The 15,901-nt window shown below is 59.4% G+C and carries 8 protein-coding genes, 6 tRNA genes and 3 rRNA genes; all 17 read right to left on the bottom strand.

The window, feature by feature from the left end:
• Positions 1-110: 110 nt before the first annotated feature.
• Positions 111-4,217 carry a DNA-directed RNA polymerase subunit beta gene (gene rpoB, locus ACZ5MJ_RS00085; protein ID WP_464221508.1) on the bottom strand — a complete coding sequence of 1,369 codons (4,107 nt, stop codon included), beginning with the start codon at positions 4,215-4,217 and terminating at the stop codon, positions 111-113.
• A 428-nt stretch (positions 4,218-4,645) separates the two neighbouring features.
• Positions 4,646-5,020 (bottom strand): 50S ribosomal protein L7/L12, encoded by a 375-nt coding sequence (gene rplL / locus ACZ5MJ_RS00080; protein WP_010810464.1) that lies wholly within the window; start codon positions 5,018-5,020, stop codon positions 4,646-4,648.
• Positions 5,021-5,089: 69 nt separating this feature from the next.
• The gene (gene rplJ / locus ACZ5MJ_RS00075) at positions 5,090-5,611 is read right to left on the bottom strand and encodes a 50S ribosomal protein L10 (protein ID WP_022536870.1); all 522 of its coding nucleotides are present in this window, start codon (positions 5,609-5,611) and stop codon (positions 5,090-5,092) included.
• Between the two features lie 407 nt (positions 5,612-6,018).
• Complete coding sequence (gene rplA / locus ACZ5MJ_RS00070) at positions 6,019-6,714, bottom strand: 50S ribosomal protein L1 (protein WP_464221503.1); 696 nt, start codon at positions 6,712-6,714, stop codon at positions 6,019-6,021.
• On the bottom strand, positions 6,715-7,146 hold the full coding sequence (gene rplK / locus ACZ5MJ_RS00065; protein WP_042882508.1) for a 50S ribosomal protein L11: 432 nt from the start codon (positions 7,144-7,146) through the stop codon (positions 6,715-6,717).
• A 159-nt stretch (positions 7,147-7,305) separates the two neighbouring features.
• Positions 7,306-7,887: a transcription termination/antitermination protein NusG gene (gene nusG / locus ACZ5MJ_RS00060; protein ID WP_010810468.1), complete on the bottom strand. Its 582-nt coding sequence runs from the start codon at positions 7,885-7,887 to the stop codon at positions 7,306-7,308.
• 10 nt (positions 7,888-7,897) lie between these two features.
• Complete coding sequence (gene secE, locus ACZ5MJ_RS00055; protein ID WP_464221501.1) at positions 7,898-8,278, bottom strand: preprotein translocase subunit SecE; 381 nt, start codon at positions 8,276-8,278, stop codon at positions 7,898-7,900.
• A gap of 59 nt (positions 8,279-8,337) precedes the next feature.
• Positions 8,338-8,413 (bottom strand) — tRNA-Trp (locus ACZ5MJ_RS00050).
• 84 nt (positions 8,414-8,497) lie between these two features.
• Complete coding sequence (gene tuf, locus ACZ5MJ_RS00045) at positions 8,498-9,688, bottom strand: elongation factor Tu (protein ID WP_464221500.1); 1,191 nt, start codon at positions 9,686-9,688, stop codon at positions 8,498-8,500.
• A gap of 45 nt (positions 9,689-9,733) precedes the next feature.
• A tRNA-Thr gene (locus tag ACZ5MJ_RS00040) sits at positions 9,734-9,808 on the bottom strand.
• 37 nt (positions 9,809-9,845) lie between these two features.
• Positions 9,846-9,919 (bottom strand) — tRNA-Gly (locus tag ACZ5MJ_RS00035).
• A gap of 51 nt (positions 9,920-9,970) precedes the next feature.
• Positions 9,971-10,056, bottom strand: a tRNA-Tyr gene (locus tag ACZ5MJ_RS00030).
• A gap of 289 nt (positions 10,057-10,345) precedes the next feature.
• Positions 10,346-10,459 (bottom strand): 5S ribosomal RNA (gene rrf, locus ACZ5MJ_RS00025).
• Between the two features lie 128 nt (positions 10,460-10,587).
• Positions 10,588-13,468: ribosomal RNA gene (locus tag ACZ5MJ_RS00020) — 23S ribosomal RNA — on the bottom strand.
• Positions 13,469-13,755: 287 nt separating this feature from the next.
• Positions 13,756-13,831 (bottom strand) — tRNA-Ala (locus ACZ5MJ_RS00015).
• Positions 13,832-13,843: 12 nt separating this feature from the next.
• A tRNA-Ile gene (locus tag ACZ5MJ_RS00010) sits at positions 13,844-13,920 on the bottom strand.
• 62 nt (positions 13,921-13,982) lie between these two features.
• Positions 13,983-15,514: ribosomal RNA gene (locus ACZ5MJ_RS00005) — 16S ribosomal RNA — on the bottom strand.
• The 16S, 23S and 5S rRNA genes sit together here with 5 tRNA genes alongside, the layout of an rRNA operon.
• Positions 15,515-15,901 lie beyond the last annotated feature (387 nt).

Genomic DNA, 15,901 nt, shown 5'->3' with positions numbered 1-15,901 from the left:
GCCACCGCCCCGGAGTTGGTCCGGGTCGCTGGCATTCATCCTGTGGGAAATCCTGCGCTGCTGTGTGTCGACGGGGAGCCGGCCGCAACCGGCTCCCCTCACCTGCCCGATCAGTAGCGATCGAGGTCGATGTCGATACCCAGCGAGCGGATTTCCTTCACCAGCACGTTGAACGATTCCGGCATGCCGGCGTCGATCGAGTGCTCGCCCTTGACGATGTTCTCGTACACCTTGGTACGGCCGTTCACGTCATCGGACTTGACCGTCAGCATTTCCTGCAGCACGTACGACGCGCCGTAGGCTTCCAGTGCCCACACTTCCATCTCACCGAAACGCTGGCCACCGAACTGGGCCTTGCCGCCCAGCGGCTGCTGCGTCACCAGCGAGTACGGGCCGGTGGAACGCGCGTGCATCTTGTCGTCGACCAGGTGATGCAGCTTCAGCATGTGCATCACACCCAGCGTGACCGGACGCTCGAACGCTTCGCCGGTGCGGCCGTCGAACAGCGTGACCTGCTGCTTGGAAGCGGTCAGGCCCTTCTCCTTCGCGATCTCTTCCGGATAGGCGAGGTCCAGCATGCGGCGGATTTCGTCCTCATGCGCACCGTCGAACACCGGCGTCGCGAACGGCACGCCCTTCTTCAGGTTCTCGGCCAGTTCCAGGACTTCCGAATCCGACAGGCTGTCGAGGTCTTCGACCTTGCCGCTCTCGTTGTAGATCTGCGTGAGCAGCTTGCGCACTTCGGCTGCCTTGGCTTGCGCCTTCAGCATGTTGCCGATGCGCTCGCCCAGGCCGCGCGCGGCCCAGCCCAGGTGGGTCTCGAGAATCTGGCCCACGTTCATCCGCGAAGGCACGCCCAGCGGGTTCAGCACGATGTCGGCAGGCGTACCGTCGGCCATGTAGGGCATGTCTTCGATCGGCGTGATCTTGGACACGACACCCTTGTTACCGTGACGGCCGGCCATCTTGTCGCCAGGCTGCAGGCGGCGCTTGACGGCCAGGTACACCTTGACCATCTTGATCACGCCCGGCGGCAGTTCGTCGCCCTGCGTGAGCTTCTTGCGCTTCTCTTCGAAGGCCAGGTCGAACTCGTGGCGCTTCTGCTCGATGGCTTCCTTGACGGCTTCCAGCTGGGCAGCCAGTTCCTCGTCGGCCGGACGGATGTCGAACCAGTGGTACTTGTCGATGTCCGCCAGGTACTCCTTGGTGATCTTGGCACCCTTGGCCAGCTTCTTCGGACCGCCGTTGACGGTCTTGTCGACGAGCAGGCGCTCCAGACGCTGGAACGCGTCGCCTTCCACGATACGCAGCTGGTCGTTCAGGTCCAGGCGGTAGCGCTTCAGTTCGTCGTCGATGATCGACTGGGCACGCTTGTCGCGCGTCACGCCTTCGCGGGTGAAAACCTGGACGTCGATCACGATGCCGCTCATGCCCGACGGCACGCGCAGCGAGGTGTCCTTCACGTCCGATGCCTTCTCGCCGAAGATCGCGCGCAGCAGCTTCTCTTCCGGGGTCAGCTGGGTCTCGCCCTTCGGCGTGACCTTGCCCACCAGCACGTCGCCGGCTTCAACTTCGGCGCCGATGTAGGTGATGCCCGACTCGTCCAGGCGAGCCAGCTGGGCTTCGGCCAGGTTCGAGATATCGCGCGTGATTTCTTCCGGTCCCAGCTTGGTGTCGCGGGCAACGACCGACAGTTCCTCGATGTGGATCGAGGTATAGCGGTCTTCGGCCACCACACGCTCCGAGATCAGGATCGAATCCTCGAAGTTGTAGCCGTTCCACGGCATGAACGCCACCAGCATGTTCTGGCCGAGGGCCAGCTCACCCAGGTCGGTCGAGGCGCCGTCGGCGATGACGTCGCCGCGGGCCACGTGGTCGCCCACCTTGACCATCGGACGCTGGTTGATGTTGGTGTTCTGGTTCGAGCGCGTGTACTTGATCAGGTTGTAGATGTCCACGCCGACTTCACCGGCCACGGCTTCGTCGTCGTTCACGCGGATCACGATACGCATCGCGTCGACGTAGTCGACCACGCCACCGCGCATGGCCTGCACCGCGGTGCCCGAGTCGACCGCAACGGTACGCTCGATGCCGGTGCCGACCAGCGGCTTGTCCGGACGCAGGCAAGGCACGGCCTGACGCTGCATGTTCGCGCCCATCAGTGCACGGTTCGCGTCATCGTGTTCCAGGAACGGCACCAGCGAGGCAGCGGCCGACACGATCTGCGACGGCGCCACGTCGATGTACTGCACGCGGTCCGGCGTCACCATACGGGTTTCACGCTCGGAGCCTTCACGCGCCGACACCAGTTCGTCGGTCAGGTTGCCTTCGGCGTCGACCGTCGCGTTGGCCTGCGCCACCACGTACTTGCCTTCCTCGATCGCGGACAGGTAGTCGACCTGGTCGGTCAGCTTGCTGTCGACCACCTTGCGGTACGGCGTTTCCAGGAAGCCGTATTCGTTCAGGCGGGCATACAGTGCCAGCGAGTTGATCAGGCCAATGTTCGGGCCTTCCGGCGTTTCGATCGGGCACACGCGGCCATAGTGGGTCGGGTGCACGTCACGGACTTCAAAGCCGGCGCGCTCGCGCGTCAGGCCGCCCGGGCCCAGTGCGGAGACACGGCGCTTGTGCGTGATCTCGGACAGCGGGTTGGTCTGGTCCATGAACTGCGACAGCTGCGACGAACCGAAGAACTCGCGGATCGCCGACGAGATCGGCTTCGAGTTGATCAGGTCGTGCGGCATCAGGTTCTCGGTCTCGGCCTGGCCCAGACGCTCCTTGACGGCGCGCTCCACGCGCGACAGGCCGGCACGGAACTGGTTTTCGGCCAGTTCGCCGACACAACGCACGCGGCGGTTGCCCAGGTGGTCGATGTCATCGACCTCGCCCTTGCCGTTGCGCAGGTTGACCAGGATCTTGATGGTCTCGAGGATGTCCTCGTCCTGCAGCACCATGGCGCCTTCGCCGGTGGGGCGACCCAGGCGGCTGTTGACCTTCATGCGGCCAACGCGCGACAGGTCGTACGACTCTTCGCTGTAGAACAGGCGCTGGAACAGCGCTTCCACGGCTTCCTCGGTCGGCGGCTCGCCCGGGCGCATCATGCGGTAGATCGCGATACGCGCGGCGGTCTGGTCGGCGGTCTCGTCCACGCGCAGGGTCTGCGACATGTACGGGCCCTGATCCAGGTCGTTGGTGTACAGGGTCTGGATCTGCTTGACGCCGGCTTCGCGCAGGTTTTCCAGCAGCGTTTCGGTCAGCTCGTCGTTGGCGTTGGCAATCACCTCGCCGGTATCCGGGTCGATGATGTTCTTGGCCAGCACGCGGCCCAGCAGGTAGTCTTCCGGCACGCTGATCAGCTTGGTGCCGGCCGAGTCCAGGTCACGGATGTGCTTGGCGTTGATCCGCTTGTCCTTCTCGACCACGACACGGCCGTTCTTGTCGGCGATGTCGAAGCGCGCGACTTCGCCGCGCAGGCGCTCGGGCACGAACTCCAGCTGCGCGCCTTCGGCCTGCAGCGTGAAGTTGTCGAACACGAAGAAGTGCGCGAGGATCTGTTCCGGGGTCAGGCCGATCGACTTCAGCAGGATCGTCACCGGCATCTTGCGGCGGCGGTCGACGCGGAAGTACAGGATGTCCTTCGGATCGAATTCGAAGTCCAGCCACGAACCGCGGTAGGGGATGATACGTGCCGAGAACAGCAGCTTGCCCGAGCTGTGGGTCTTGCCCTTGTCGTGCTCGAAGAACACGCCCGGCGAGCGGTGCAGCTGCGAGACGATGACACGCTCGGTGCCGTTGATCACGAACGAACCGGTGGAAGTCATCAGCGGGATTTCGCCCATGTAGACTTCCTGCTCCTTCACTTCCTTGACCTTGCCCGGGTTCTCGCGATCGTTGATGATCAGGCGAACCTTGGCACGCAGGGCCGAGTGGAAGGTCAGGCCACGCTGCTGACATTCCTTGACGTCGAACGGCGGGTTGGACAGGTGATACGAGACGAACTCCATACGGGCAAGCCCGTTATGCGAGGAGATCGGGAAGATTGCGTTGAAAGCGGCCTGGAGGCCTTCGGTCTTGCGACGCGCGGTCGGCGTTTCCGCTTGCAAGAACTGGGTGTAGGATTCAATCTGAGTGGCAAGCAGGAATGGAACCTGATGTACCGTCGCGCGCTTCGCAAAGCTTTTGCGAATGCGCTTCTTTTCGGTGAAGCTGTACGCCATGGGATCTCCGAATCATCGCAGGACGGCTGGACCTGGCCGCGCCTGAGGTGTTCAGCGACTGGGAGGGGATTTGGCGGTTGGCCGCTACCAACCTCTGGCTGACGGTGTCCGCACGCTGCGGGCGGTGTGGTCGTCGCATCAGCGCAACGCCTGTACTCGCCCGGGGGACACCCGACCAAACTTGTCTTCTGCAGTCGGTTCAGAAGACAAACATCAGCAGCAACCACTTAGTGTGCCACTGATGTTTGGCCTCTGCTGAATCGCCGGCAAATCAAAGCCTGCCGCGAATCGCAAACATCACTTTCTACTGCGCGCTCGCTGTGCGGAGTGGCGACTAAAACACAATCGCACAAGCGCAAAAAGGCTGGCGCCGGGAATTTCCCTTTGCCAGCCCCATTCGCGTGCCACAAGGGCACGCGAGCATAGCCTTACTTGACGTCGACCTTCGCGCCAGCGTCTTCCAGCTTCTTCTTGGCTTCGGCAGCAGCGGCCTTGTCCACGCCTTCCTTGACGGGCTTCGGTGCGCCATCGACCAGGTCCTTGGCTTCCTTCAGGCCCAGGCCGGTGATTTCGCGAACAGCCTTAATCACGCCAACCTTGTTGGCGCCGACTTCGGCCAGGATCACGTTGAACTCGGTCTGCTCTTCAGCAGCGGCGGCACCGCCAGCGCCCGGAGCAGCAGCCACGGCCATGGCAGCGGCCGACACGCCAAACTTCTCTTCGAACGCCTTGACCAGGTCGTTCAGTTCCATCACGGACATCGCGCCAACGGCTTCCAGGATGTCGTCTTTGGTGATTGCCATTTGAAATACTCCTACTAGATTTGATTCGGTATCGGTAATGCGATCTTTCGATGCGCGGCCTGGATTGCCTTAGGCGCCGGCGGCTTCCGCTTCCGCGGGAGCGCCTTCTGCGTTCTTGGCAGCCAGTGCAGCCAGCAGACGGGCGAAGCCCGACACCGGTGCCTGCATCACGCCCAGCAGCTGAGCAATCAGTTCGTCGCGGCTCGGGATCGAGGCCAGCGCCTTCACGGCGGCAGCGTCGAGAACCTTGCCGTCATACGACCCTGCGCGCAGGACCAACTTGTCGTTGGTCTTGGCAAAGTCGTTCAGAACCTTGGCCGACGACACTGCATCTTCGGAAATACCGTAGATCAGCGGACCGGTCATCTGCTCTGCGAGGCCAGCAAACGGCGTACCTTCGACGGCACGGCGGGCCAGCGTGTTCTTCAGAACACGCAGGTACACGCCTTGCTGGCGAGCGGCAGCACGCAGCTTGGTCAGATCGCCAACCGCAATGCCGCGATATTCGGCCACGACGATGGTCTGGGCCTTGGCGACTTGCGCCGAGACCTCAGCAACGACGGCCTTCTTATCTTCAATATTGAGTGGCACGGTTAAGCTCCAAAACGACGCTAGCTCTCCGGCAATACCGGAGCCTTCACGTCAGCACAAACGAACGGCGTCCGATTGGCCCGAATCATCCGGGTCATGCCCGGCTGCTTCAATCCCTTCGGGTGCGCCATCTGCGCTGGCTGGCCGGAACACGTCGGTCAGGCCCGAAAGCCATCCCGCACGCACCGGCCGATTAAGCCCTTTCCGCCAACACTGCCGCGGACCAGGACACCAGCGGTCTTTGATAACCAGCAGTGCCGTCGTTGCTTGCGCGACCGGACGGCACCACTGCCCAAAGCCATGCTCCTTCCCTGTTCGGTCCGGAGACGATCCCCGCCGTGGCGAGGACCTTCAATTCTGCTTGCCGACCGGTGTTATCGGGTCACGGTCGGCAATTTGCCGTCAGCTCAGGCTGCCAGCGTAGCCTGGTCGACTCGCACGCCCACGCCCATGGTCGACGAGACCGCGACCTTGCGCAGGTACACGCCCTTGCTCGTGGCCGGCTTGGCCTTGACCAGCGCGTCCAGCAGCGCCGACAGGTTGGTCTTCAGCGCGGCGTCTTCGAACGAACGGCGGCCGATGGTGGCGTGGATGATACCGGCCTTGTCGACACGGAACTGGACCTGACCGGCCTTGGCGTTCTTCACGGCCTGGGCCACGTCGGGGGTCACGGTACCGACCTTCGGGTTCGGCATCAGGCCGCGCGGGCCCAGGATCTGGCCCAGCGTACCGACGATACGCATCGTGTCCGGCGAAGCGATCACGACGTCGAAGTTCAGGTTGCCGGCCTTGACTTGCTCAGCCAGGTCTTCCATGCCGACGATGTCAGCACCGGCGGCCTTGGCGGCTTCAGCCTTCTCGCCCTGGGCGAACACAGCCACGCGAACCGACTTGCCGGTACCGGCGGGCAGCACCACCGAACCACGAACCACCTGGTCCGACTTCTTGGCGTCGATGCCCAGTTGCACGGCCACGTCGATCGATTCGTCGAACTTCGCCGAGGCGCAGCCCTTCACCAGGCCCAGGGCCTCGTCGATCGGGTAGAACTTGGTACGCTCGATCTTCGCCTTGTTGGCGGCGACGCGCTTGGAAACCTTAGCCATTTACAGACCCTCCACGGTGATGCCCATCGAACGAGCCGAACCGGCGATGGTACGCACGGCGGCGTCCAGGTCGGCGGCGGTCAGGTCAGCGTTCTTGGCCTTGGCGATTTCTTCAGCCTGGGCGCGGGTGATCTTGCCAACCTTGTCGGTATGGGGCTTCGGCGAACCCTTGGCCACGCCGGCTGCCTTCTTGATCAGCACGGTCGCGGGGGGCGACTTCATCACGAACGTGAAGCTCTTGTCGGCGAAGGCGGTAATCACCACCGGCACCGGCAGACCGGGTTCCATACCCTGGGTCTGGGCGTTGAACGCCTTGCAGAACTCCATGATGTTCAGACCACGCTGACCCAGTGCGGGACCAACGGGCGGGGAGGGATTTGCCTTACCAGCCGGAATCTGCAGCTTGATAAAGCCAATGATCTTCTTGGCCATCTCTACTCCAATCCGGATCGCTCTTTCGGGATGCGATCCTGTTGAGTCGTAACGCGCTGTCGCCGCACCCTCGGCACGGCCTCACGCTCCTCTTGGCGCCGCCACCGGGGCGTCGCCGTTGCCAGTTGCCGCCCGTTCAGGCAGTCGCCGGCAAATTCCTTAAACCTTCTCGACCTGGCCGAACTCGAGTTCGACCGGCGTTGCGCGCCCGAAGATCGTGACCGAGACGCGCAGGCGCGACTTCTCGTAGTTCACTTCTTCCACGTTGCCGTTGAAGTCGGTGAACGGACCGTCCTTGACGCGCACCATTTCGCCCACTTCGAACAGCGTCTTGGGACGCGGCTTCTCGACCCCTTCCTGCATCTGGGTCATGATCTTGTCGACTTCGCGCTGCGAAATCGGGCTCGGGCGGTTGCGGGCACCGCCCACGAAACCGGTGACCTTGCTGGTGTTCTTCACCAGGTGCCAGGTCTCGTCGGTCATTTCCATTTCCACCAGCACGTAGCCCGGGAAGAAACGGCGCTCGGTGACCGACTTGTGGCCGCCCTTGATTTCCACGACTTCTTCGGACGGCACCAGGATGCGGCCAAACTTGTCCTGCATCTCGGCGCGCTCGATGCGCTCCTGCAGCGCGCGCTGCACGCTCTTCTCCATGCCGGAGTAGGCATGCACGACATACCAGCGCTTCTTCGACGAAGGCGATTCCGGCGCGGTGGTTTCCTGCTGAGCGTTATCCGTCATGTGCTACCTCTTATTTCCAGCCCAGCACGAGCGAGAAGACGACCCACTCGATGAGCTTGTCTGCCGACCACAGGAACAGTGCCATGACGACGACAAAGACGAAGACCAGCCCCGTCATCTGCCCGGCTTCCTTGCGCGTCGGCCAGACGACCTTGCGAACTTCCCGATACGATTCCTTGGCGAACCCGATAAAGTCCTTGCCCGGTGTGGACACCAGTGCAACGACGATACCCAGTGCAATACCACCGAACAGTGCGGCGCCACGTACATAAGACGGTTGCTGTGCCAGTGCATAGAAACCGATGACGCCCGCAACCACCAGCAGCACCGCGACACCAAGCATCCACTTGCCGCTGCTGGCGTTCACGGTTTCAACATTGGGATTGGCCATGTTTCGCAAACGAGACTAAGCCGCGTCACGATTGCTCCTCGCGACGCGGCTGATTGATTTGGCAGGGGCAGAGGGAATCGAACCCCCAACCTTCGGTTTTGGAGACCGACGCTCTGCCAGTTGAGCTATACCCCTAAAACAACTGTGGGGCCGGCGCTGCCGCCAACCCCTTCTGGCAACGAACGCGGCCGGTTGGTGCCGCGTTCGCCATCAAACAACTTAGTCGAGGATCTTTGCCACGACGCCGGCGCCGACGGTACGGCCACCTTCGCGGATAGCGAAGCGCAGGCCTTCTTCCATGGCGATCGGGGCGATCAGCTTGACGGTGATCGACACGTTGTCACCCGGCATGACCATTTCCTTGTCCGCCGGCAGCTCGATCGAGCCAGTCACGTCGGTGGTACGGAAGTAGAACTGCGGGCGGTAGTTGTTGAAGAACGGGGTGTGACGGCCGCCTTCGTCCTTCGACAGGATGTACACCTCGCCGGTGAAGTGGGTGTGCGGCTTGATCGAACCCGGCTTGCACAGCACCTGGCCGCGCTCGACGTCTTCACGCTTGGTGCCGCGCAGCAGCAGACCGACGTTGTCGCCAGCCTGGCCCTGGTCCAGCAGCTTGCGGAACATTTCCACGCCGGTGCAGGTGGTCTTCACCGTCGGCTTGATACCAACGATTTCGATTTCTTCGCCGACCTTGATCACGCCGCGCTCGATACGGCCGGTCACCACCGTGCCGCGACCCGAGATCGAGAACACGTCTTCCACCGGCATCAGGAACGTACCGTCAACAGCGCGCTCCGGCGTCGGGATGTACGTGTCCAGCGCGTCGGCCAGGTTCATGATGGCCACTTCGCCCAGCTCGCCCTTGTCGCCTTCCAGCGCCAGCTTGGCCGAACCCTTGATGATCGGGGTGTCGTCGCCGGGGAACTCGTACTTCGAGAGCAGCTCGCGAACTTCCATCTCGACCAGCTCGAGCAGTTCAGCGTCGTCCACCATGTCGCACTTGTTCAGGAACACGATGATGTACGGCACGCCAACCTGACGGGCCAGCAGGATGTGCTCACGCGTTTGCGGCATCGGGCCGTCAGCGGCCGAGCAAACCAGGATTGCGCCGTCCATCTGCGCTGCGCCCGTGATCATGTTCTTCACATAGTCAGCGTGGCCCGGGCAGTCAACGTGCGCGTAGTGGCGGTTGGCCGTCTCGTACTCGACGTGGGCGGTATTGATGGTAATACCGCGTGCCTTCTCTTCCGGCGCTGCGTCGATTTCGTCGTACTTCTTGGCGGCACCGCCGAACTTCGCTGCCAGCACCGTGGCGATCGCTGCGGTCAGCGTGGTCTTGCCATGGTCAACGTGACCAATCGTACCAACGTTCACGTGCGGCTTGGTCCGCTCGAACTTTTCCTTTGCCATTTCGCGACTCCTGTCTCGGTAGCGATATTGCCAGTGCGTGGTATTTGGTGCCCATGGGCAGGATCGAACTGCCGACCTCTCCCTTACCAAGGGAGTGCTCTACCACTGAGCCACATGGGCGAAACTTGACGTACTACTTTGACAGCAACCGCGCGACTGGAGCGGGTGAAGGGAATCGAACCCTCGTCGTAAGCTTGGAAGGCTTCTGCTCTACCATTGAGCTACACCCGCCCGGTTCTTTCCTGCTTCTTCACCGGCATTGCCGGCTGCTGTCTTGCATTCTGGTGGAGAGGGCTGGATTCGAACCAGCGTAGGCGTAAGCCAACAGATTTACAGTCTGCCCCCTTTAGCCACTCGGGCACCTCTCCGCAGAGAACTATCGATTATGGGGCTATTCACCTCGCCTGTCAAGCACTTTCCGTTGCGGATACGGTACTTTGTCAGACCAGGGAAGGCGTACCAGCGTGGCGCTTGAACCGCCTGATCGCTCCCACAAGCGCAGTTTAAATTTCTGCGTTCTCACCCTATAGGGGCGTCCCGGCGCAGCTCCTGGAGGCTCTGAGGCCACCTGGCGGGGGCTGGAGACACGCACGCACGGCGGCCGGAAAAGACAAAACCCCTCGCAGCACACGCTGTCGAGGGGTTTTGGGGATAAGAGCCTGGCGATGACCTACTTTCACACGGGTAATCCGCACTATCATCGGCGCGGAGTCGTTTCACGGACCTGTTCGGGATGGGAAGGGGTGGTTCCAACTCGCTATGGTCACCAGGCATAAGGGGTTGCAGCGCTGAGGTTGAGGTCAACGCTGCGAATAGGGATGTAGTTGGGGTTGTGCGTCTTGTGTCAACTGTTTCGGCACAGTCACGATCACACACACCAGGCAAAACACACTGGTTATAGGATCAAGCCTTACGGGCAATTAGTACTGGTTAGCTTAACGCATTACTGCGCTTCCACACCCAGCCTATCAACGTCCTGGTCTCGAACGACCCTTCAAGGCGGTCAAGCCGCCAGGGAATCCTCATCTTCAGGCGAGTTTCCCGCTTAGATGCTTTCAGCGGTTATCTCTTCCGTACATAGCTACCCTGCGATGCCTCTGGCGAGACAACAGGTACACCAGCGGTACGTCCACTCCGGTCCTCTCGTACTAGGAGCAGCCCCCGTCAAGATTCCAACGCCCACGGCAGATAGGGACCAAACTGTCTCACGACGTTTTAAACCCAGCTCACGTACCTCTTTAAATGGCGAACAGCCATACCCTTGGGACCGGCTACAGCCCCAGGATGAGATGAGCCGACATCGAGGTGCCAAACACCGCCGTCGATATGAACTCTTGGGCGGTATCAGCCTGTTATCCCCAGAGTACCTTTTATCCGTTGAGCGATGGCCCTTCCATTCAGAACCACCGGATCACTATGTCCTGCTTTCGCACCTGCTCGACTTGTCGGTCTCGCAGTTAAGCACGCTTTTGCCATTGCACTTTAGGTACGATGTCCGACCGTACCAAGCGTACCTTCGAACTCCTCCGTTACACTTTGGGAGGAGACCGCCCCAGTCAAACTGCCTACCATGCACTGTCCCCGACCCGGATTCACGGGTCAAGGTTAGAACCTCAAACAAACCAGGGTGGTATTTCAAGGACGGCTCCACGTGAACTAGCGTCCACGCTTCAAAGCCTCCCACCTATCCTACACAGATCGGTTCAAAGTCCAATGCAAAGCTACAGTAAAGGTTCATGGGGTCTTTCCGTCTAGCCGCGGGGAGATTGCATCATCACAAACACTTCAACTTCGCTGAGTCTCGGGAGGAGACAGTGTGGCCATCGTTACGCCATTCGTGCAGGTCGGAACTTACCCGACAAGGAATTTCGCTACCTTAGGACCGTTATAGTTACGGCCGCCGTTTACCGGGACTTCAATCAAGAGCTTGCACCCCATCATTTAATCTTCCGGCACCGGGCAGGCGTCACACCCTATACGTCCACTTTCGTGTTTGCAGAGTGCTGTGTTTTTATTAAACAGTCGCAGCCACCATTTTATTGCAACCCCTTCACCCTTCTGGCGCAGGCCAGTCAAGCTACCAGGGCGTACCTTATCCCGAAGTTACGGTACCAATTTGCCGAGTTCCTTCTCCCGAGTTCTCTCAAGCGCCTTAGAATACTCATCTCGCCCACCTGTGTCGGTTTGCGGTACGGTCTCGTATGACTGAAGCTTAGAGGCTTTTCTTGGAACCACTTCCAATTGCTTCGCAGCACTAGGCCGCTCGCCCCACATCCTTGAATCCCGCGCCCGGATTTGCCAAAGCGCCTTCTCCAATGCAGGGACCGGGACTTCCAACACCCGGACAACCTTCCGCGATCCGTCCCCCCATCGCATCATACGACGGTGCAGGAATATTAACCTGCTTCCCATCAGCTACGCATCTCTGCCTCGCCTTAGGGGCCGACTCACCCTACGCCGATGAACGTTGCGTAGGAAACCTTGGGCTTACGGCGAGGGGGCCTTTCACCCCCTTTATCGCTACTCATGTCAGCATTCGCACTTCTGATACCTCCAGCATCCTTTACAAGACACCTTCACAGGCTTACAGAACGCTCTCCTACCACGCACATTACTGTGCGTCCGCAGCTTCGGTGACTGGCTTAGCCCCGTTACATCTTCCGCGCAGGACGACTCGATCAGTGAGCTATTACGCTTTCTTTAAAGGGTGGCTGCTTCTAAGCCAACCTCCTGACTGTTTTAGCCTTCCCACTTCGTTTCCCACTTAGCCAATCTTGGGGACCTTAGCTGGCGGTCTGGGTTGTTTCCCTCTTGACACCGGACGTTAGCACCCGATGTCTGTCTCCCGTGATTGCACTCTTCGGTATTCGGAGTTTGCTATGGCGGGGTAATCAGCAATAGACCCCCCAACCATGACAGTGCTCTACCCCCGAAGGTGACACACGAGGCACTACCTAAATAGTTTTCGGAGAGAACCAGCTATTTCCAGATTTGTTTAGCCTTTCACCCCTATCCACAGCTCATCCCCTAACTTTTCAACGTTAGTGGGTTCGGTCCTCCAGTACGTGTTACCGCACCTTCAACCTGGCCATGGATAGATCATCTGGTTTCGGGTCTACACCCAGCGACTCAACGCCCTGTTCGGACTCGCTTTCGCTACGCCTTCCCTAATCGGTTAAGCTTGCCACTGAATGTAAGTCGCTGACCCATTATACAAAAGGTACGCCGTCACCCGTTTCCAGGCTCCGACTGTTTGTATGCATGCGGTTTCAGGATCTATTTCACTCCCCTCCCGGGGTTCTTTTCGCCTTTCCCTCACGGTACTGGTTCACTATCGGTCGATCACGAGTATTTAGCCTTGGAGGATGGTCCCCCCATCTTCAGACAGGATTTCACGTGTCCCGCCCTACTTGTCGTACACCTAGTTCCACAATCGTGTTTTCGCATACAGGGCTATCACCTGCTATGGCCGGGCTTTCCATCCCGTTCTGCTAACACCACTGCTAAAGAGTACAAGGCTCTTCCCATTTCGTTCGCCACTACTTTGGGAATCTCGGTTGATTTCTGTTCCTGCAGCTACTTAGATGTTTCAGTTCGCCGCGTTCGCTTCCCTGACCTATGGATTCAGTCAGGGATGACCCATACGGGCCGGGTTTCCCCATTCGGACATCTCCGGATCAAAGCTTGTTTGCCAGCTCCCCGAAGCTTTTCGCAGGCTACCGCGTCCTTCATCGCCTGTGATCGCCAAGGCATCCACCACATGCACTTGTTCGCTTGACCCTATAACGAGTGTGTCTCGATCGCTCGAAACAGTCGCTACAGGATGAGTTCTCGCATTTGTGCCGTATTCCAAGTCATCTTTCGATCACTTAAATACATTTTGGTTGATACAATCACAACCCGGTATCGCGTTTAACTACTGTGCTTCTCATCAAAGCACCGCGACACCTTTACTACATCCCATATTTTTAAAGAACAGCCGATCTTGCGATCGCTTGGCAATGCCAAATGCAAACGCTCAATGCTAAGCGCTTGCATTTGACCACCAATTCCAAGGTACCAGGTGATGGTGGAGGATGACGGGATCGAACCGACGACCCCCTGCTTGCAAAGCAGGTGCTCTCCCAGCTGAGCTAATCCCCCTTCCGGATAACTTGGTGGGTCTGGTAGGACTTGAACCTACGACCCCCGCCTTATCAAGACGGTGCTCTAACCACCTGAGCTACAGACCCTTGGCTGTAACAGCAAACAAACCGATAAGTGTGAACGCTAGGCTTGAGACACAAGCCTCTAGAAAGGAGGTGATCCAGCCGCACCTTCCGATACGGCTACCTTGTTACGACTTCACCCCAGTCATGAACCCTGCCGTGGTAATCGCCCTCCTTGCGGTTAGGCTAACTACTTCTGGCAAAACCCACTCCCATGGTGTGACGGGCGGTGTGTACAAGACCCGGGAACGTATTCACCGCGGCATGCTGATCCGCGATTACTAGCGATTCCAGCTTCACGTAGTCGAGTTGCAGACTACGATCCGGACTACGATGCGTTTTCTGGGATTAGCTCCCCCTCGCGGGTTGGCAACCCTCTGTACGCACCATTGTATGACGTGTGAAGCCCTACCCATAAGGGCCATGAGGACTTGACGTCATCCCCACCTTCCTCCGGTTTGTCACCGGCAGTCTCTCTAGAGTGCCCTTTCGTAGCAACTAGAGACAAGGGTTGCGCTCGTTGCGGGACTTAACCCAACATCTCACGACACGAGCTGACGACAGCCATGCAGCACCTGTGTCCACTTTCCCTTTCGGGCACCTAATGCATCTCTGCTTCGTTAGTGGCATGTCAAGGGTAGGTAAGGTTTTTCGCGTTGCATCGAATTAATCCACATCATCCACCGCTTGTGCGGGTCCCCGTCAATTCCTTTGAGTTTTAATCTTGCGACCGTACTCCCCAGGCGGTCAACTTCACGCGTTAGCTACGTTACTGAAGAAATGAATCCCCAACAACTAGTTGACATCGTTTAGGGCGTGGACTACCAGGGTATCTAATCCTGTTTGCTCCCCACGCTTTCGTGCATGAGCGTCAGTGACGTCCCAGGGGGCTGCCTTCGCCATCGGTATTCCTCCACATCTCTACGCATTTCACTGCTACACGTGGAATTCTACCCCCCTCTGACATACTCTAGCCTTGCAGTCACAAGCGCCATTCCCAAGTTGAGCTCGGGGATTTCACGCCTGTCTTACAAAACCGCCTGCGCACGCTTTACGCCCAGTAATTCCGATTAACGCTCGCACCCTACGTATTACCGCGGCTGCTGGCACGTAGTTAGCCGGTGCTTATTCTTCCGGTACCGTCATCGACCCCAGGTATTAACCAGAGCCATTTCTTTCCGGACAAAAGTGCTTTACAACCCGAAGGCCTTCTTCACACACGCGGCATTGCTGGATCAGGGTTGCCCCCATTGTCCAAAATTCCCCACTGCTGCCTCCCGTAGGAGTCTGGGCCGTGTCTCAGTCCCAGTGTGGCTGATCGTCCTCTCAGACCAGCTACTGATCGTCGCCTTGGTAGGCTCTTACCCCACCAACTAGCTAATCAGACATCGGCCGCTCCTGTAGCGCGAGGCCTTGCGGTCCCCCGCTTTCACCCTCAGGTCGTATGCGGTATTAGCTAATCTTTCGACTAGTTATCCCCCACTACAGGGCACGTTCCGATGTATTACTCACCCGTTCGCCACTCGCCACCAGGCCGAAGCCCGTGCTGCCGTTCGACTTGCATGTGTAAGGCATGCCGCCAGCGTTCAATCTGAGCCAGGATCAAACTCTTCAGTTCAATCTCTGTGTGGAAGCCTCGCGGCTCCCTCGCTCTTTCGAGCGGTCGCTCACTCTCAGAAAACTGACTGACCAGATCCGAAGATCCAGTCACGTTTTGCTGTGCGAGCACTGTATAACTTGTGAAGCAACACTGTCCGAAGACAGCGGCGTCCGCTACCCAGCGCCCACACTTATCGGTTGTTTGTTTGTTAAAGAACTACGCTACCGGCTTTGCCGTTTGCGTCGCTGCGTTGTCTGCAGCAGAGAAACGAGATTATGCAGAGCTTTCTTCGTTTCGTCAACCGTTTCAGCAATCTTTTTTTGCTGCGGCCGGCGCTGCAAACTTCGCTGCGCCAGCCTTCCGGCTGACCCCGCAACCCTTGCTGCGTCTGCTTTGCAGCGCTGC

This window comes from Cupriavidus sp. LA-1 (assembly GCF_055385985.1).
The sequence above is the reverse complement of the archived record's forward strand: the minus strand, read 5'-3'. Positions and strand labels throughout refer to the sequence as shown.